The sequence below is a fragment of the Acidocella aluminiidurans genome (assembly GCF_055383125.1).
In genome coordinates, this window is record NZ_AP031589.1 from 3,307,078 (window position 1) to 3,324,145 (window position 17,068).

Consider the following 17,068-nt stretch of genomic DNA (forward strand, 5'->3'; position numbering starts at 1 on the left):
CAAGCGGTGGATTAGCCGTGCAGCCGTGCAGCGGCGCATATTCATGCGCACTTGGGTCGAGAATCGTAAAAATGGCAGCTATTTTAGCTGAATTGCTTGCGATGGAGCAGCATTTCGGGATTGAAGGCCGCCACAGCGTGGCCTATGCTGCTGTTGCTTGGCTAGAGCCCGGTGCCCCGAAAGTCTTTTAGAGGACAGTTTTTATAGTGCGACCCCCGAAGAATGACCGCCAGCGGCAGAGCCGCCGCCGTGGTTTCGACGACGATAATTTTTATGGTAACGCTCCTTCATTCCCGCCGTCTTTCTCGGGGTTTGGGGCGCAATCATCTGCCCCTGAAGCAAAGGCCACTGTGAAGTGGTATAATGCTGAAAAGGGGTTTGGTTTCGTCGAGATGGCAGATGGGTCCGGCGACGTGTTTCTTCATGCCAACTCGCTTCAGAGTGCCGGTTTCCAGTCCGTTACCCCTGGTTCTGTGCTGCAGATCCGTGTGGGGCAGGGGCAGAAGGGCCGTCAGGTCAATCAGGTTATTTCCGTGACCGAGGGTGAGGCCCCGCCGCCGCGTGCCCCGGGCGGCTTCGGTGGTGGCGGCTTTGACCGTCCCCGCGCGCCGCGTCCACCCCGTCAGCAGGCCTCCGGTCCCGCTGTTGAGATGGCTGGTATTGTGAAATGGTACAATGCCACCAAGGGCTTCGGCTTCATCAGCCCGGAAGCTGGCGGTAAGGACGTGTTTGTCCATGCCACAGCGCTTGAGGCAGCCGGCCTTTCGCCGCTGCAAGAGGGCCAGGCGGTTAAGATGAGTGTGGTGCAAGGCTCCAAAGGGCCGGAAGTTTCCGCAATCATCGTCGACTAACCGGCGAATTTCCGTGAAAAACCCCGCTTCTGCGGGGTTTTTTACGTTTTGAGGGGCGATTAGTGTGGCTGCAAGATGTCTTGGCTCTTGGCCAGCTTGACGCCTGCCGTTTGCATGGCCGCGCGGGCCTTCGCGCTCGAGCCTTGTAAATCTATCGCCCGGCACGCATCCTCAACAACGCAAACCTCGAAGCCTGCCTGGGCTGCGTCCTCGGCCGTCCAACGCACGCAGAAATCGAAGGCCAAGCCACATATATATAAGTGTGTGATGCTCCGCTCCCGCAGGTAGCCGGCAAGGCCGGTGGGTGTGGCGCGATCCGCTTCCAGAAAGCCCGAATAGCTGTCGATTGAAGAATGGCTGCCCTTTCGAAGGATCAGACCCGCATGCGGGATGTCGAGCCCAGGCACGAGCGCGGCGCCCGACGTCCCCATGACGCAATGGGTGGGCCATAGGATTTGTTGGCCATAAGGCAACTGAATTGTATCAAATGCGGCCTTCCCTGGGTGGTTGGCGGCGAAGGAGGTGTGGTCCGCCGGATGCCAGTCCTGGGTGAGCACAACTTCGTCGAAGTGCCGCGCCAGGCTGTTGATCAAAGGCGCAATCTCATTGCCTCCAGGGACGGCAAGCGCGCCGCCGGGACAGAAATCATTTTGCAGGTCGATGACCAGAAGGGCCGCTTTTTTTTGCATGGCTTATATTATCGGGAAAACGCGAGCGGGTGCTAGACAGTGCGATGCGGTTGCGTTAAGGCTCCGCCCCTCGGAACGTGGGAGGCTTGGATAGGTGTGTCCGGCTGCTTGAACCGCGGTCCAATGGCGCAAGCCATAGGATGAAAGGAGCCAGAAATGGCTAAGAAAGTTGTCGGCTATATCAAGCTGCAGATCCCTGCAGGCAAGGCGAACCCGTCGCCGCCGGTGGGTCCCGCGCTCGGCCAGCGTGGTCTGAATATCATGCAGTTCGTCAAGGAATTCAATGCGGCGACGCAGCAGATGGAGCCCGGCATGCCGGTTCCGGTGGTGATCACCGCCTTCGCTGACCGCACCTTCTCCTTCATCATGAAGACTCCGCCCAACACCTACTTCCTGAAGAAGGCGGCGGGCATCGACAAGGGCACCACGACCCCCGGCAAGGGCGCGGCCGTGGGCAAGGTGACGACCGCGCAGCTGCGCGAGATCGCCGCGACCAAGATGAAGGACATGAACGCGAACGATGTTGACGGCGCTGTGCGCATGCTGGCGGGCTCCGCTCGCTCCATGGGCCTGACCGTGGTGGAGGGCTAAACGATGGCCAAAGATAAGCGTCTGAACGCTGCCCGCGAGACGGTTGAGCGCAACAAGCTGTACGCCCTGACCGATGCGGTGTCGCTGGCGAAAAAGAATGCCACCGCGAAGTTCGACGAGACCATTGAGATCTCGCTGAACTTGGGCATTGATCCGCGTCACGCCGACCAGATGGTCCGTGGCTTGATCTCGCTGCCGAACGGCACCGGCAAGACTCTGCGCGTGGGCGTGTTCGCCCGCGGCCCGAAGGCCGAAGAGGCGCTGGCCGCTGGCGCCGACGTGGTGGGTGCTGACGATCTGGCCGAGAAGGTCCAGGCTGGCGACATTCAGTTCGACCGCTGCATCGCGACCCCGGACATGATGGGCGTTGTGGGTAAGCTCGGTAAAATCCTCGGCCCGCGTGGCCTGATGCCGAACCCGAAGCTGGGCACCGTGACCATGGATGTGAAGGGCGCGATCACCGCCGCCAAGTCCGGTCAGGTCGAGTTCCGTGCTGAGAAGGCTGGTATCATCCATGCCGGTATCGGCAAGGCGAGCTTCGAGGCGGAAAAGCTGGTTGAGAACGCCAAGGCGTTGATCGACGCCGTGCAAAAGGCGAAGCCGACCGGCGCCAAGGGTACCTATCTGCAGAAGGTGGCGCTGTCCTCGACGATGGGCCCCGGTGTGCGCGTGGACGTGTCCACCGTCGCCTAAGGTTTTTTGAGAATACGCTTCGGCCGCTAGGCCGGAGCGGGCAGGGGCCGCGAGGCTCCCGACCTGTCCAAGACCGTATGTATCCTCGGATTTAATGGGGGTTCCCCGCAAACGGTAGAGAGGTGCCAGATGTTTCGCTTCGGCGGGGCTTTGGTGGTTCTGACATAGGACAGGCGAAAGTGACCGGGATGGTCCCGGTTGCTTGGGTAACCTGGGTGGTGAGGCGGCAACGCCAAGCTGCCCGTCAAGTTGGAGACGGATGTGGATCGCATAGAGAAGCGTGAATTCGTCGCTGAACTGTCTGCGGTGTTCGCGGATACGTCCATGGTTGTCGTCACCCGGAATGACGGGATGACGGTGGCTGATGTGACCAATCTGCGCCGCAAGATGCGTGAGGCGGGGGTGAGCTTCAAGGTTGCGAAAAATCGTCTGGCCCTTCTTGCTCTTGAAGGAACCCGGTTCGACGGTATCGCGCCCCTGCTGAAGGGGCCGACCGCGCTGGCATGGTCTGCTGACCCTGTTGCCGCGGCCAAGGTTGCCGTCGACTTCGCCAAGACCAATGACAAGTTTGTTCTGTTGGGCGGCGCCCTCGGCAATCAGGTTCTGAATGTCGATGGTGTCAAGGCGCTCTCCGAGCTGCCGTCCCTGGACAGCCTGCGTGCCAAGCTCCTGGGGCTTATCCAAGCCCCGGCGACCAAGGTGGCCGGCGTTCTGCAGGCTCCGGCCGGACAACTTGCGCGGGTCTTCGCGGCGTATGCCGATTCCCAGAAGAGCGAGGCGGCCTAAGGTTTTCGCCCGCTTGTCGCTTTTTCGCGGGGCCGCGCGGTGCGGCCTTGCATTGAACCAAACAAAGCCTATCTTATCGAAGGATTATTCTAATGGCTGACCTGAACGCGCTCGTTGAAGAGCTGTCGAAGCTGACCGTCCTGGAGGCCGCTGAGCTCTCCAAGCTGCTCGAAGAGAAGTGGGGCGTTTCCGCTGCCGCTCCGGTGGCTGTTGCCGCTGCCCCGGCTGCTGGTGGCGGCGCTGCTGCCCCGGCTGGCGAAGAGCAGACCGAGTTCACCGTGATCCTCGCCAATGGCGGCGACAAGAAGATCAACGTGATCAAGGAAATTCGCACCATCACCGGCCTGGGCCTCAAGGAAGCCAAGGATCTGGTCGAGGGTGCGCCGAAGACCGTCAAGGAGAATGTCTCCAAGGACGAGGCTGCGGCCATCAAGAAGACGCTGGAAGAGCAGGGCGCGACTGTCGAAGTCAAGTAATTCCTCTTCCCGCGACGGTGTGATTATGCCGTTGCGTGCATAGGGTAAAAGGGCAGGCGGTGACCTTTGGGGCGCCGCCTGCCACCTGTTTCTTAAGACTACGCTTTTTTAGACGATCAATCTGACCGAGGGTGATGCGATGAACGCGATCAATGGTTTTGGCAAAGGGTCTTTCACCAGCCGCAAGCGCATTCGCAAGAGCTTCAGCCGTATCCCTGAAGTCGCGCCGATGCCAAACCTCATCGACGTGCAGCGTGCGAGCTATGATTCGTTCCTGCAGATGAATGTGAAGGCCGATGCGCGGACCAATTCCGGCCTGCAGGAAGTCTTCAAGTCGGTCTTCCCGATCGATGATTTCGCCGGCCGCGGCCGCCTGGAGTTCGTGCATTACGAGCTCGAAGAGCCGAAATATGATGTCGAGGAGTGCATCCAGCGCGGCATGACCTATGCTGCCCCGCTGAAGGTGATCCTGCGCCTGATCGTGTGGGATCTTGACGAGGATACCGGCGCGCGTTCCATTCGCGACATCAAGGAGCAGCCTGTTTACATGGGCGACATGCCGCTGATGACGGACAACGGCACCTTCGTGGTGAACGGAACCGAGCGCGTGATCGTCTCCCAGATGCACCGCTCGCCGGGCGTGTTCTTCGATCATGACCGCGGCAAGACCCATTCCTCGGGCAAATATTTGTTCACCGCCCGGGTGATCCCGTATCGCGGTTCCTGGCTCGATTTCGAGTTCGACGCCAAGGATCTGATTTATGTGCGCATCGACCGCAAGCGCAAGCTGCCGGCCACCACGCTGCTCTACGCGCTGCCCTCCGCCGCCACCGAGCAGCTGATCGAGGCCCGCGCCGCCAAGGGCGAGAGCGTCGAGATCGGCGAAATCAAGGGCATGGACGCTGAGGAGATCCTGAATTTCTTCTATGGCAAGGTCGTGTTCTCGAAGCAGAAGGGCCAGTGGTCTCGTCCATTCGAAGCGGACGCATTCCGGAACCTGAAGCTGATCGAAGATCTGGTGGACGCGCAGACCGGCGAGGTTGTCGCCAAGGTCGAGGACAAGCTGACCGCGCGTACCGTCCGCAAGATCGCCGAGAAGACCAAGAACGTGCTGGTGGCGCGCGCCGATCTGGTTGGCCGCTTCCTGGCCGAGGACATCTATGACCCGAATACGGGCGAGATCTTTGGTGAGGCCGGCGAAGAACTCACCGATCAGAAGCTGACCGCGCTGGAAGATAAGGGCATTGACGAGCTGCCGACCCTGGCGATCGACCAGCAGAACGGCCCGTGGATCCGCAACACGCTGGCGGCGGATAAGAACGCCAACCGTGAAGATGCGCTGATCGACATCTACCGTGTGATGCGCCCGGGCGAGCCGCCGACCTCCGAGACCGCAGAGGCGCTGTTCAAGGGCCTGTTCTTCGATTCCGACCGCTATGATCTCTCGGCCGTCGGCCGCGTGAAGATGAATATGCGTCTGGGCATCGATGTGCCGGACACCGTGCGCACCCTGCGCAAGGACGATATTCTGCGCACGATTAAGATCATGAACGAGCTCAAGGACGGGCGCGGCGCGATCGACGATATCGACAATCTCGGTAACCGCCGCGTGCGTTCGGTCGGCGAGCTGATGGAGAACCAGTATCGCGTCGGCCTGCTGCGCATGGAGCGCGCCATCCGCGAGCGTATGGGCTCTGTCGATATTGATAGCGTGATGCCGCATGACCTTATCAACGCCAAGCCGGCTGCGGCGGCAGTTCGTGAGTTCTTCGGCTCCAGCCAGCTCAGCCAGTTCATGGACCAGACCAATCCGCTCTCCGAAGTGACGCATAAGCGTCGCCTCTCGGCGCTTGGGCCGGGCGGTTTGACCCGTGAGCGCGCCGGCTTCGAGGTCCGCGACGTTCATCCGACCCATTATGGCCGTATCTGCCCGATTGAGACGCCGGAAGGCCCGAATATCGGTCTGATCAACTCGCTGGCCACCTACGCCAAGGTGAACAAATATGGCTTCATCGAGACCCCGTACCAGCTGGTGACTGACGGCAAGGTGCAGCCGGAGTTCAAGTACCTCTCCGCGATGGAAGAGGAGCGTCTGGTGGTCGCCCAAGCCGACGCCAACAAGGCCGAGGACGGGCAGCTCAAGGACGATCTGGTGTCCGTGCGCCGCAATGGCGACTTCTTGATGGTCAAGCCGGAAGACGTGACAGCCATCGACGTCTCGCCGAAACAGCTGGTTTCCGTGGCCGCGGCGCTGATTCCGTTCCTTGAGAACGATGACGCCAACCGCGCGCTGATGGGCTCCAACATGCAGCGTCAGGCTGTGCCGCTGATCCGCTCCGATGCGCCGATTGTCGGCACCGGCATGGAAGCCGCCGTGGCGCGCGACTCCGGCGCCACCATCGTGGCCAAGCGGGCGGGTATCATCGACCAGATCGATGGCGCGCGTATCGTCGTCCGGGCGACCGGCGATGACGGTGCGACCCAGGGCGTCGACATCTATCGTCTGCGCAAATACATGCGCTCCAACCAGAGCACCTGCATCAATCAGCGCCCGCTAGTGAAGGTGGGTGACCGTGTGTCCGCTGGCGATATCATTGCTGACGGCCCGTCCACGGAGTTGGGCGAGCTGGCGCTGGGGCGCAACGCGCTGTGCGCGTTCATGCCTTGGAACGGCTATAACTTCGAGGACTCCATCCTGATCTCCGAGCGGATCGCCAAGGATGACGTGTTCACCTCCATCCACATCGAGGAATTCGAAGTGATGGCGCGTGACACCAAGCTGGGTCAGGAAGAAATCACCCGGGACATCCCGAATGTGGGTGAAGAAGCGCTGCGCAACCTCGACGAAGCCGGCATCGTCTATATCGGTGCGGAAGTTCACCCGGGCGACATTCTGGTCGGTAAGGTGACGCCGAAGGGCGAAAGCCCGATGACCCCGGAAGAGAAGCTGCTGCGCGCCATCTTCGGCGAGAAGGCGTCCGATGTGCGCGATACCTCGCTGCGTCTGCCGCCCGGCACCTCTGGCACCATCGTTGATGTGCGCGTGTTCAACCGCCGCGGCGTGGACAAGGATGAGCGCGCGCTGGCGATCGAGCGTGCCGAGATCGAGCGTCTGGCCAAGGATCGTGACGACGAGAAGGGTATCCAGGAGCGCTCCTTCCTGAACCGTCTGCGCGAAGCCCTGATCGGCCAGGTTGCCGGTTCCGGCTTCAAGGGCATCAAGGCGGGCACGGAAATCACCGCCGAATTGCTGGCTGAGCAGCCGCGTGGGGCCTGGCGCAACGTTGTCGTGCAGGACGACGCGGTGATGGCCAATATCGAGCTGATGAAGCGCGAGTTCGACGCTGCCGTGAAGAAGCTGCAGGATCGCTTCGAGAGCAAGGTTGAGAAGCTGCAGCGCGGCGACGAATTGCTCCCTGGCGTGATGAAGATGGTCAAAGTGTTCGTGGCGGTGAAGCGCAAGTTGCAGCCGGGCGACAAGATGGCCGGCCGTCACGGCAACAAGGGGGTGGTCTCGCGCGTGGTGCCGGTCGAGGACATGCCGTTCCTGGAGGACGGCACGCCGGTTGATCTGGTGCTGAACCCGCTGGGCGTGCCGTCGCGCATGAATGTCGGGCAGATTCTGGAAGTGCATCTGGGCTGGGCCTGCGCCAATCTCGGTAAGCAGATCGGCAAGGCGGTGGAAGAATATCGCCGCACCGGTGAAGCCCGTTTGGAGCTGCTGGACCGTCTGAAGCTGGCTTATGGCGAGGAAATCTTCGAGACCCAGATCAAGGATCTCGATGACGACGCGCTGGTCGAGCTGTCCCGCAACGTCACCAAGGGCGTGCCCATCGCGACCCCGGTGTTCGACGGTGCCCGCATTCCGGATATCGAAGAGATGCTGGCCAAGGCCGGTGTCGACATCTCCGGCCAGAGCACGCTGATCGATGGCCGTACCGGTGAGCCGTTCGAGCGCAAGGTGACGGTTGGGTATATGTATATGCTCAAGCTGCACCATCTCGTGGATGACAAGATCCATGCCCGCTCCATCGGCCCGTACTCGCTGGTCACCCAGCAGCCGCTGGGCGGTAAGGCGCAGTTCGGTGGTCAGCGCTTCGGTGAGATGGAGGTCTGGGCGCTGGAAGCCTACGGCGCGGCCTACACGCTGCAGGAAATGCTGACCGTGAAGTCCGACGACGTGTCCGGCCGTACCAAGGTTTACGAGGCGATCGTGCGCGAGCAGGACAATTTCGAAGCCGGTATCCCCGAAAGCTTCAACGTGCTGCTGAAGGAACTGAAATCCTTGGGCCTGAACGTCGATCTGGAGCAGTCGGCCTCTTAAGGCCGGCATTCCCAGAGCGACTACAGGATACCAGGCCAAGATAAGGATGATGCGTGATGAATGATTTGATGAAGATTCTTGGGAACGCTGGTCAGACGACGTCTTTCGACCAGATCAAGATCCAGATTGCCTCTCCGGAGCAGATCCGCAGCTGGTCTTACGGCGAGATCAAGAAGCCGGAGACGATCAACTACCGGACCTTCAAGCCCGAGCGCGACGGCCTGTTCTGCGCGCGTATCTTCGGGCCGATCAAGGATTACGAATGCTTGTGCGGCAAGTACAAGCGCATGAAGTTCCGCGGCATCATCTGCGAGAAGTGCGGCGTTGAAGTGACGCTGGCCAAGGTGCGCCGCGAGCGCATGGGCCATATCGAGCTTGCTTCGCCGGTCGCCCATATCTGGTTCCTGAAGTCGCTGCCCTCCCGCATCGCCACCATGCTCGACATGACCCTGAAAGATGTCGAGAAGGTTCTGTATTTCGAGAGCTATATCGTTCTCGAGCCGGGCACGACCGACCTTAAGCTGCACCAGCTCATCTCCGAGGACGAGATGTTCAACAAGCAGGATGAGTTCGGCGAGGACGGGTTCCGCGCCGGCATCGGCGCCGAGGCGATCAAGTCTATCTTGATGGGCATTGATCTGGCCGAGACGCGTGCCGAGATGCGCGCCGAGCTCAAGGAGACCACCTCCGAGACCAAGCGTAAGAAGCTGGTCAAGCGCCTGAAGCTGATCGAAAACTTCCTCGAATCCGGCACCCATCCGGAATGGATGGTGCTGGACGTGATCCCGGTGATCCCGCCCGAGTTGCGCCCGCTGGTGCCGCTGGATGGTGGCCGCTTCGCGACCTCCGATCTGAATGATCTGTATCGCCGCGTCATCAACCGCAATAACCGTCTGAAGCGGCTGATGGAGCTGCGCGCGCCGGACATCATCGTGCGCAACGAAAAGCGCATGCTGCAGGAATCGGTGGATGCGCTGTTTGATAACGGCCGTCGTGGCCGTGCCATCACCGGCACCAACAAGCGCCCGCTGAAGTCGCTCTCTGACATGCTGAAAGGCAAGCAGGGCCGCTTCCGTCAGAACCTGCTCGGCAAGCGCGTAGATTATTCCGGCCGTTCGGTCATCGTCGTGGGCCCGGAGCTGAAACTCCACCAGTGCGGCCTGCCGAAGAAGATGGCGCTGGAGCTGTTCAAGCCGTTCATCTACGCCAAGCTGGAGAAATACGGCCTGGCCACCACCATTAAGGCTGCGAAGCGCATGGTGGAGAAGGAGCGTCCGGAGGTTTGGGACATCCTTGAAGAGGTGATCCGCGAGCACCCGGTGATGCTGAACCGCGCGCCGACTCTGCACCGTCTGGGCATTCAGGCCTTCGAGCCGATCCTGATCGAAGGCAAGGCGATCCAGCTGCACCCGCTGGTTTGCACCGCCTTCAACGCGGATTTCGACGGTGATCAGATGGCGGTGCACGTGCCGCTCTCCATCGAGGCGCAGCTGGAAGGTCGCGTGCTGATGATGTCGACCAACAACATCCTCAGCCCCGCCAATGGCAAGCCGATCATCGTGCCGAGCCAGGATATCGTTCTGGGGCTGTATTACCTCTCTCTGGAGACGCCGGAATTCCTTCAAGCGAAGGATGAGGAGGCGTCGGCCTTCGGGACTGTCGGCGAGATCGAATTTGCGCTCACCGCCGGCGCCATCAAGCTGCACGACAAGATTCGCGCTCGCGTGAAAAACATGAATGCGGACGGCGAGGTGAAGACCTCTATCGTGGTGACGACGCCGGGCCGTATGCTCATCGGCCAGCTGCTGCCGCTGAACGCCAACCTGAACTTCTCCGTGGTCAACCGCATGTTGACCAAGAAGAACGTGCAGGACGTGATCGACCTCGTGTACCGCCATTGCGGCCAGAAGGAGGCCGTCATTTTTTGCGACCGTCTGATGGGGCTAGGCTTCCGTCACGCGGCGAAGGCGGGCATTTCGTTCGGTAAGGACGATATGCGTATCCCCGACTCCAAGCAGGACCTGGTGGGCAAGACCATCGCCGAAGTGCGCGAATATGAGCAACAGTACCAGGATGGTCTGATCACCGCCGGCGAGCGCTACAACAAGGTGGTTGACGCCTGGTCGAAGTGTAAGGACCTGGTTGCCGGTGCGATGATGAAGGAGATCTCCAAGCAGGAGATCGGCCGTCCGACCAACTCTGTCTGGATGATGAGCCATTCCGGCGCGCGTGGCTCTGCCGCCCAGATGTCCCAGCTGGCGGGTATGCGCGGTTTGATGGCCAAGCCGTCGGGTGAGATCATTGAGCAGCCGATCATCGCGAACTTCAAGGAAGGCCTCTCGGTTCTCGATTACTTCAACTCCACCCACGGCGCCCGTAAGGGCCTGGCGGATACGGCGTTGAAGACCGCGAACTCCGGTTACCTGACCCGCCGTCTGGTCGATGTGGCGCAGGATTGCATCATCATCGAGGATGATTGCGGGACCGAGCGCGGCCTGACGGTGAGCGCGGTGCGCGATGGCGGTGAGATCGTTGCGTCGCTTTCCGAGCGCGTTCTGGGCCGTACCGCCGCCGAGGATATTGTGGACCTGAACAGCAACGAGCTGATTGTGGCCCGCAATGATCTGATCGAGGAGGCGCATGCCGAGAAGATCGAGAAGGCCGGCATCGAGACGGTGAAGATCCGCTCCGTGCTGACCTGCGACACCAAGATCGCCGTTTGCGCCAAGTGCTATGGCCGTGATTTGGCCCGCGGCACGCCGGTGAATGTCGGTGAGGCGGTGGGTGTCATCGCGGCGCAGTCAATCGGTGAGCCGGGCACGCAGCTGACCATGCGTACCTTCCATATCGGCGGCGCGGCGCAGCGTGGTGCCGAGCAGTCCAACGTGGAAGCCAGCCATGACGGCTCCGTCGTCATCCGTAACCGCGCGGTGGTGACCAACTCCGCCGGCGTGCCGGTGGTGATGAGCCGCAATTGCGAAATCATCCTCACCGATGCCGGCAAGCGTGAGCGTGCCCGTTTCCGCGTGCCTTATGGTGCGCGACTCCTCGTGGATGAAGGCGCGGATGTGGCCCGTGGTCAGAAGCTGGCCGAGTGGGATCCCTACACCCTGCCGATCATTACCGAGCGCGCCGGTATCGTCGAATATGCCGATCTCATCGAGGGCGTGACCCTGGTGGAGCGGACCGACGAAGTCACCGGCCTGACCTCCAAGGTGGTGGTGGACTATAAGCAGTCGGCTCGTGGCGCGGATCTGCGCCCCCGCCTGCTGCTGAAGGACTCCAATGGTGAGATCCTCCGTCTCGCGAACGGGACCGAAGCGCGCTACTTCCTCTCGCCTGACTCGATCCTCTCGATCGAATCCGGTGCCATGGTTGCGGCGGGTGACGTGCTGGCGCGTATTCCGCGTGAGGGTTCGAAGACTCGCGACATTACCGGTGGTCTGCCGCGCGTGGCTGAGTTGTTCGAGGCGCGGCGTCCGAAGGATCACGCGATCATCGCGGAAATCGATGGCCGGGTGGAATTCGGTAAGGATTACAAGGCGAAGCGCCGCGTCATCGTCAAGAATGACGAGACCGGTGAAGAGACCGAGTATCTGATTCCGAAGGGCAAGCACGTCTCCGTCCAGGAGGGCGACTATGTCCGCCTGGGTGACCCGCTGGTCGATGGTCCGCGCGTGCCGCACGACATTCTGCGCGTGCTGGGCGTCGAGGCGCTGTCCGACTATCTGGTCAACGAAATCCAGGACGTCTACCGGCTGCAGGGCGTGAAGATCAACGACAAGCATATCGAGGTGATCGTTCGCCAGATGCTGCAGAAGGTCGAGATCTCCGAGCCTGGCGATACCACCTTCCTGGTGGGCGAGCTGGTGGATCGCGTGGAGTTCGAGCAGGAGAATGCCAAGCTGGCGGCGGACGAACGCCCTGCCGTGGGGCTGCCGGTGCTCCAGGGCATCACCAAGGCCAGCCTGCAGACCCAGAGCTTCATCTCGGCCGCCTCCTTCCAGGAGACGACTCGCGTCCTCACCGAGGCTGCGACCGCCGGCAAGATGGATCTGCTGTCCGGCCTGAAGGAGAACGTCATCGTCGGGCGACTGATCCCGGCCGGTACCGGCTCCGTGATGAACCGCTTGCGGGCGATCGCGGCTGGGCGGGACCGCCAGTCCGTTGGGGGGCGTTCCGGTTCGACCAAACCGGAGCTGGCGGCCGAGTAACGACTCGCCTTATAATATAGGCATATTGAACGGCACCCTTCGGGGTGCCGTTTTGATTCCGGCCTGCAGAACCTCACCGCGTGGCGATGAGCTATGAGGATTCCGGAATACAGCGTTTTTCTTGATAAAGGGCGCTATGGAATCGCTTGACTTGGGGGGGAGCGGCTTCTAAGGAGAGCGCTCTCGCGGTTCCGGTTTCCGGTCCGGGTTGTCTGTAAAAGTCTAGCGCGTGCGGCGCCGTGCAAATAAGCACCTAGGCCGCGTGCTGGATAAGCAGTCCCGTAAGGGTGGGTTCCATACCCCCTTGCGGTGATTTCTTGTGGACAATTCGCTCCTTGCCAAGGAATCCGGGTTTTGAACACGTAGCAGGATGAGATATGCCGACCATTAACCAGTTGATCGCCAAGGGCCGCGAGCCGGCAGCCAAGCGCAACAAGGTGCCGGCCCTTGAGGGCTGCCCCCAGAAGCGTGGCGTTTGCACGCGCGTCTACACGACGACCCCGAAGAAGCCGAACTCCGCGCTTCGTAAGGTTGCCAAGGTGCGCCTGACCAACGGGTTCGAGGTGGTGAGCTACATCCCTGGCGAAGGCCATAACCTGCAGGAGCACTCTGTGGTGCTGATCCGCGGTGGCCGCGTGAAAGATCTTCCGGGCGTGCGCTACCACATTCTGCGTGGTGTTCTGGATACGCAGGGTCTGCCGAAGCGCCGCAAGCGTCGCTCGCTGTATGGCGCGAAGCGTCCGAAGTAAGGAGAGGTTGAGATGAGCCGCCGCCGCCGCGCCACGAAGCGTGAAGTTCTGCCGGACGCCAAGTTCGGTGATATCGTGATTAGCCGTTTCATGAATGTGCTGATGTATGACGGCAAGAAGTCCGTTGCCGAAGGGATCGTGTATGGGGCCCTCGACGTGCTGAAGAAGCGCGGCGGGCCGAACGCCGACCCGGTGCGCCTGTTCCACGAGGCGCTGGACAATGTGAAGCCGGCGATCGAGGTTCGCTCCCGCCGCGTTGGCGGTGCGACCTATCAGGTCCCCGTCGAGGTTCGCGCCGAGCGTCGTCAGGCGCTGGCGATCCGCTGGATCATCGACTCTGCCCGCAAGCGCGGCGAGCACACGATGGAAGAGCGGTTGTCGAACGAGCTGCAGGATGCGGTGAATAATCGCGGCTCTGCGGTCAAGAAGCGTGAAGACACCCATCGTATGGCCGAAGCCAACAAGGCTTTCAGCCATTATCGCTGGTAATCTTCTGACCATTCCAAGTTTTTAGCCTGCACACACGGAGCAGTTTAATGGCCAAAGCTAAATTTGAGCGCAACAAGCCGCACGTTAACATTGGCACCATCGGCCACGTTGACCATGGCAAGACCTCCCTTACCGCCGCCATCACCAAGGTGCTGGCCGAGAAGGGTGGCGCGACCTTCACCGCCTACGACCAGATCGACAAGGCGCCGGAAGAGCGCGCCCGCGGCATCACCATCTCCACCGCGCACGTGGAGTATGAGACCGACAACCGCCACTACGCGCATGTCGATTGCCCCGGCCACGCCGACTATGTGAAGAACATGATCACCGGTGCCGCCCAGATGGACGGCGCGATCCTGGTTTGCTCCGCTGCTGACGGCCCGATGCCGCAGACCCGCGAGCACATCCTGCTGGCCCGTCAGGTCGGCGTGCCGGCTCTGGTCGTGTTCCTGAACAAGATGGATCTGGCTGACCCCGATCTGGTCGAGCTGGTCGAGATGGAAGTGCGCGAGCTGCTCTCCAACTACGGCTTCCCCGGCGACGATATCCCCATCGTCAAGGGTTCGGCTGTTTGCGCTCTGAACGACACCAACCCGGAAATCGGCAAGAACGCCGTTCTGGAGCTGATGGCGCAGGTTGACGCCTACATTCCGCAGCCGGAGCGCGCTGTCGACAAGCCCTTCCTGATGCCGGTGGAAGACGTGTTCTCCATCTCCGGTCGTGGCACCGTGGCGACCGGCCGCGTTGAGCGTGGTGTGATCAAGGTGGGTGAGGAAGTCGAGATCGTCGGCCTTCGTGCGACCACCAAGACGACCGTGACCGGCGTGGAAATGTTCCGCAAGCTGCTCGATCAGGGCGAGGCTGGTGACAATATCGGCGCTCTGCTGCGTGGCACCAAGCGTGAAGACATTGAGCGCGGCCAGGTTCTGGCGGCTCCGGGCTCCATCACGCCGCACACCAAGTTCTCTGGCCAGGCCTATATCCTGACCAAGGAAGAAGGTGGCCGTCACACCCCGTTCTTCACCAACTACCGTCCGCAGTTCTACTTCCGTACCACGGACGTGACCGGTGTGGTGACGCTGCCGGAAGGCACCGAAATGGTGATGCCGGGCGACAACGTGACCATCGCTGTTGAGCTGATCGCTCCGATCGCCATGGACGAAGGTCTGCGTTTCGCGATCCGTGAAGGCGGTCGCACCGTTGGTTCGGGCGTCGTCGCCCAGATCAGCAAGTAATCAATCGGCCCCAGTATCTGAAGAGTTCGAGTTAAGATGGACAACCAAAACATCCGTATTCGCCTGAAGGCGTATGACCATCGCGTGCTGGATAACAGCACCAAGGACATCGTGAACACGGCGAAGCGCACGGGCGCGCAGGTGCGGGGGCCGATTCCTTTGCCGACCCATATCGAACGGTTCACTGTGAACCGTTCCCCCCACGTCGATAAGAAGAGCCGCGAGCAGTTCGAGATTCGGACGCACCGGCGCTTGCTGGATATCGTTGACCCGACCCCGCAGACCGTGGACGCGCTGATGAAGCTCGACCTGGCCGCCGGCGTCGAAGTCGAAATTAAGATCTAAGCTTAGGTGGTATTATGCGTACCGGTGTGATCGCAAAAAAGCTGGGGATGACCCGGCTGTTCAAGGAAGACGGCACGCATGTGCCGGTCACGGTTCTGCACCTGGATGAGGTGCGGGTTGTGGCGGCGCGTAACGTTGAGACTGATGGCTACAGCGCGGTTCAGCTCGGCATTGGCAAGGCCAAGGCCAAGAATGTGAGCAAGGCGCAGAAGGGCCACTTCGCCAAGGCGAAGGTTGAGCCGGCGCAGAGGCTGGTCGAGTTTCGCGTGGCTGACGATGCCGCGCTGGAGCCTGGCGCTGTGTTGTCCGCTGCTCACTTCACCGTTGGTCAGTTCGTCGACGTTGCCGGTATCACCAAGGGTAAGGGCTTTGCCGGTGGTATGAAGCGCTGGAACTTCCGCGGTCTTGAGGCGTCTCACGGCGTTTCGATCAGCCATCGTTCCTTGGGCTCGACCGGTAACCGTCAGGATCCCGGCAAGACCTTCAAGAACAAGAAGATGGCCGGTCATCTCGGCCAGGAGCGCGTCACCACCCTGAACCTGAAGGTCGAAGGTGTGGATGTCGAGCGTAATCTCGTTTTGCTGCATGGCGCGGTGCCCGGTTCCAAGGGCGGTTACGTGATGGTGCGCGATGCGGTGAAGAAGGCGCGTCCCGAGGATGCCGCCTATCCCGCCGGTCTGAAGGGCTGAGTCAATGAAACTTGATGTTGTTGATTTTGATGCGAAGGCCGCTGGCAGCGTAGAGCTGCCGGATGAGCTGTTCGCTGCTGAGCCCCGCGTGGACATCATTGCCCGCGTGATCCACTGGCAGCTTGCCAAGCGCCGCGCCGGCACCCACAAGGTGAAGGGCATGGGCGAGGTTTCCGGCACGACCCGCAAGCCGTATAAGCAGAAGGGCACGGGTAACGCCCGTCAAGGCTCTCTGCGTGCACCGCAGTTCCGTACCGGTGGCGCTGTCCATGGTCCGGTTGTGCGCGACCATGGCTATTCGCTGAACAAGAAAGTTCGTCGTCTGGGTCTGATCTCCGCTCTCTCCGCCAAGGCGGCCGAAGGCAAGCTGGTGGTGCTTGATGGCGTCGCCGCTCTGGAGAAGACCAAGGACGTTGCCGCCAAGGTTGCGAATTTTGGTTGGAAGTCCGCGCTGATCGTGGACGCCGCCGTTGAAGAGAAGTTTGGCCGCGCCTCCCGCAACGTGAAGGGGCTGGATGTGCTGCCGGTCGTCGGCGCGAATGTCTATGACATTATGCAGCATGACGTTCTGGTGGTCACCAAGGCCGCTGTCGAGGGTTTGAAGGAGCGCCTGGCATGACCGGCACTGTGAAAATTTCCGACGAGCGCATGTACGAGATCGTGCGTGCGCCCCACATCACCGAGAAGGCGACGCTGCTTTCCGAGAAGAACCAGTTTGTCTTCAAGGTTGCGGCAGATGCGACCAAGCCTGAAATCAAGGCTGCGGTCGAAGCGCTGTTCAAGGTGAAGGTGACCAACGTCAACACGCTGATCACCAAGGGCAAGACCAAGCGGTTCAAGGGCCGTCCCGGTCAGCGCTCTGATGTGAAGAAGGCGTTCGTGACTCTTGCCGAGGGTGAGAGCATCGATTTCACCACCGGTCTCGCCTGAGGTTTTT

15 protein-coding genes are annotated in these 17,068 nt (G+C 61.2%); 14 read left to right on the plus strand and 1 reads right to left on the minus strand.

The window, feature by feature from the left end:
* Window positions 1-206 precede the first annotated feature (206 nt).
* Entirely contained in the window at window positions 207-851 is a 645-nt protein-coding gene (locus ACZ46S_RS16285) for a cold-shock protein (RefSeq protein ID WP_295737277.1), read from the plus strand.
* A gap of 59 nt (window positions 852-910) precedes the next feature.
* Here the strand turns inward: ACZ46S_RS16285 and pncA are convergent, their stop codons facing one another.
* Window positions 911-1,540 carry a bifunctional nicotinamidase/pyrazinamidase gene (gene pncA, locus ACZ46S_RS16290; protein WP_464062595.1) on the minus strand — a complete coding sequence of 210 codons (630 nt, stop codon included), beginning with the start codon at window positions 1,538-1,540 and terminating at the stop codon, window positions 911-913.
* 156 nt (window positions 1,541-1,696) lie between these two features.
* Here pncA and rplK point away from each other — a divergent pair, with 156 nt between their 5' ends.
* The 13 genes from rplK to ACZ46S_RS16355 all read left to right on the plus strand — a co-directional run bounded on the left by rplK (window position 1,697) and on the right by ACZ46S_RS16355 (window position 17,061).
* The gene (gene rplK / locus ACZ46S_RS16295) at window positions 1,697-2,131 is read left to right on the plus strand and encodes a 50S ribosomal protein L11 (RefSeq protein ID WP_008494531.1); all 435 of its coding nucleotides are present in this window, start codon (window positions 1,697-1,699) and stop codon (window positions 2,129-2,131) included.
* A gap of 3 nt (window positions 2,132-2,134) precedes the next feature.
* A complete protein-coding gene (rplA, locus tag ACZ46S_RS16300) occupies window positions 2,135-2,824 on the plus strand; it encodes a 50S ribosomal protein L1 (protein WP_295737285.1) in 690 nt (229 codons plus the stop codon).
* Window positions 2,825-3,085: 261 nt separating this feature from the next.
* Window positions 3,086-3,610 (plus strand): 50S ribosomal protein L10, encoded by a 525-nt coding sequence (rplJ, locus tag ACZ46S_RS16305; protein WP_008494533.1) that lies wholly within the window; start codon window positions 3,086-3,088, stop codon window positions 3,608-3,610.
* A 92-nt stretch (window positions 3,611-3,702) separates the two neighbouring features.
* Window positions 3,703-4,086 carry a 50S ribosomal protein L7/L12 gene (gene rplL, locus ACZ46S_RS16310; protein WP_295737290.1) on the plus strand — a complete coding sequence of 128 codons (384 nt, stop codon included), beginning with the start codon at window positions 3,703-3,705 and terminating at the stop codon, window positions 4,084-4,086.
* 139 nt (window positions 4,087-4,225) lie between these two features.
* Window positions 4,226-8,410, plus strand: a complete 4,185-nt coding sequence (gene rpoB / locus ACZ46S_RS16315; protein ID WP_464062596.1) for a DNA-directed RNA polymerase subunit beta — start codon at window positions 4,226-4,228, stop codon at window positions 8,408-8,410.
* 56 nt (window positions 8,411-8,466) lie between these two features.
* Window positions 8,467-12,624 carry a DNA-directed RNA polymerase subunit beta' gene (gene rpoC, locus ACZ46S_RS16320; RefSeq protein ID WP_295737295.1) on the plus strand — a complete coding sequence of 1,386 codons (4,158 nt, stop codon included), beginning with the start codon at window positions 8,467-8,469 and terminating at the stop codon, window positions 12,622-12,624.
* Window positions 12,625-13,001: 377 nt separating this feature from the next.
* On the plus strand, window positions 13,002-13,373 hold the full coding sequence (rpsL, locus tag ACZ46S_RS16325) for a 30S ribosomal protein S12 (protein ID WP_008494538.1): 372 nt from the start codon (window positions 13,002-13,004) through the stop codon (window positions 13,371-13,373).
* A 12-nt stretch (window positions 13,374-13,385) separates the two neighbouring features.
* Window positions 13,386-13,862 carry a 30S ribosomal protein S7 gene (rpsG, locus tag ACZ46S_RS16330; RefSeq protein WP_008494539.1) on the plus strand — a complete coding sequence of 159 codons (477 nt, stop codon included), beginning with the start codon at window positions 13,386-13,388 and terminating at the stop codon, window positions 13,860-13,862.
* Window positions 13,863-13,909: 47 nt separating this feature from the next.
* Complete coding sequence (tuf, locus tag ACZ46S_RS16335; protein WP_464062597.1) at window positions 13,910-15,097, plus strand: elongation factor Tu; 1,188 nt, start codon at window positions 13,910-13,912, stop codon at window positions 15,095-15,097.
* A gap of 36 nt (window positions 15,098-15,133) precedes the next feature.
* Complete coding sequence (rpsJ, locus tag ACZ46S_RS16340) at window positions 15,134-15,442, plus strand: 30S ribosomal protein S10 (RefSeq protein ID WP_008494541.1); 309 nt, start codon at window positions 15,134-15,136, stop codon at window positions 15,440-15,442.
* Between the two features lie 14 nt (window positions 15,443-15,456).
* Complete coding sequence (rplC, locus tag ACZ46S_RS16345) at window positions 15,457-16,131, plus strand: 50S ribosomal protein L3 (protein ID WP_464062598.1); 675 nt, start codon at window positions 15,457-15,459, stop codon at window positions 16,129-16,131.
* Window positions 16,132-16,135: 4 nt separating this feature from the next.
* Window positions 16,136-16,750 carry a 50S ribosomal protein L4 gene (gene rplD, locus ACZ46S_RS16350; RefSeq protein WP_295737311.1) on the plus strand — a complete coding sequence of 205 codons (615 nt, stop codon included), beginning with the start codon at window positions 16,136-16,138 and terminating at the stop codon, window positions 16,748-16,750.
* A 14-nt stretch (window positions 16,751-16,764) separates the two neighbouring features.
* Window positions 16,765-17,061 (plus strand): 50S ribosomal protein L23, encoded by a 297-nt coding sequence (locus ACZ46S_RS16355; RefSeq protein WP_442865539.1) that lies wholly within the window; start codon window positions 16,765-16,767, stop codon window positions 17,059-17,061.
* Window positions 17,062-17,068: the final 7 nt, after the last annotated feature.

What these genes read in the sequence shown, in the direction of transcription:
- rplA (WP_295737285.1), top strand. Translation starts at nt 2,135, where the DNA reads ATGGCCAAAGATAAGCGTCTGAACGCTGCCCGCGAGACGGTTGAGCGC.
- rplD (WP_295737311.1), top strand. Translation starts at nt 16,136, where the DNA reads ATGAAACTTGATGTTGTTGATTTTGATGCGAAGGCCGCTGGCAGCGTA.
- rpsJ (WP_008494541.1), top strand. Translation starts at nt 15,134, where the DNA reads ATGGACAACCAAAACATCCGTATTCGCCTGAAGGCGTATGACCATCGC.
- rplC (WP_464062598.1), top strand. Translation starts at nt 15,457, where the DNA reads ATGCGTACCGGTGTGATCGCAAAAAAGCTGGGGATGACCCGGCTGTTC.
- rplL (WP_295737290.1), top strand. Translation starts at nt 3,703, where the DNA reads ATGGCTGACCTGAACGCGCTCGTTGAAGAGCTGTCGAAGCTGACCGTC.
- rpoC (WP_295737295.1), top strand. Translation starts at nt 8,467, where the DNA reads ATGAATGATTTGATGAAGATTCTTGGGAACGCTGGTCAGACGACGTCT.
- rplK (WP_008494531.1), top strand. Translation starts at nt 1,697, where the DNA reads ATGGCTAAGAAAGTTGTCGGCTATATCAAGCTGCAGATCCCTGCAGGC.
- rpsG (WP_008494539.1), top strand. Translation starts at nt 13,386, where the DNA reads ATGAGCCGCCGCCGCCGCGCCACGAAGCGTGAAGTTCTGCCGGACGCC.
- rpoB (WP_464062596.1), top strand. Translation starts at nt 4,226, where the DNA reads ATGAACGCGATCAATGGTTTTGGCAAAGGGTCTTTCACCAGCCGCAAG.
- tuf (WP_464062597.1), top strand. Translation starts at nt 13,910, where the DNA reads ATGGCCAAAGCTAAATTTGAGCGCAACAAGCCGCACGTTAACATTGGC.
- rpsL (WP_008494538.1), top strand. Translation starts at nt 13,002, where the DNA reads ATGCCGACCATTAACCAGTTGATCGCCAAGGGCCGCGAGCCGGCAGCC.
- pncA (WP_464062595.1), bottom strand. Translation starts at nt 1,540, where the DNA reads ATGCAAAAAAAAGCGGCCCTTCTGGTCATCGACCTGCAAAATGATTTC.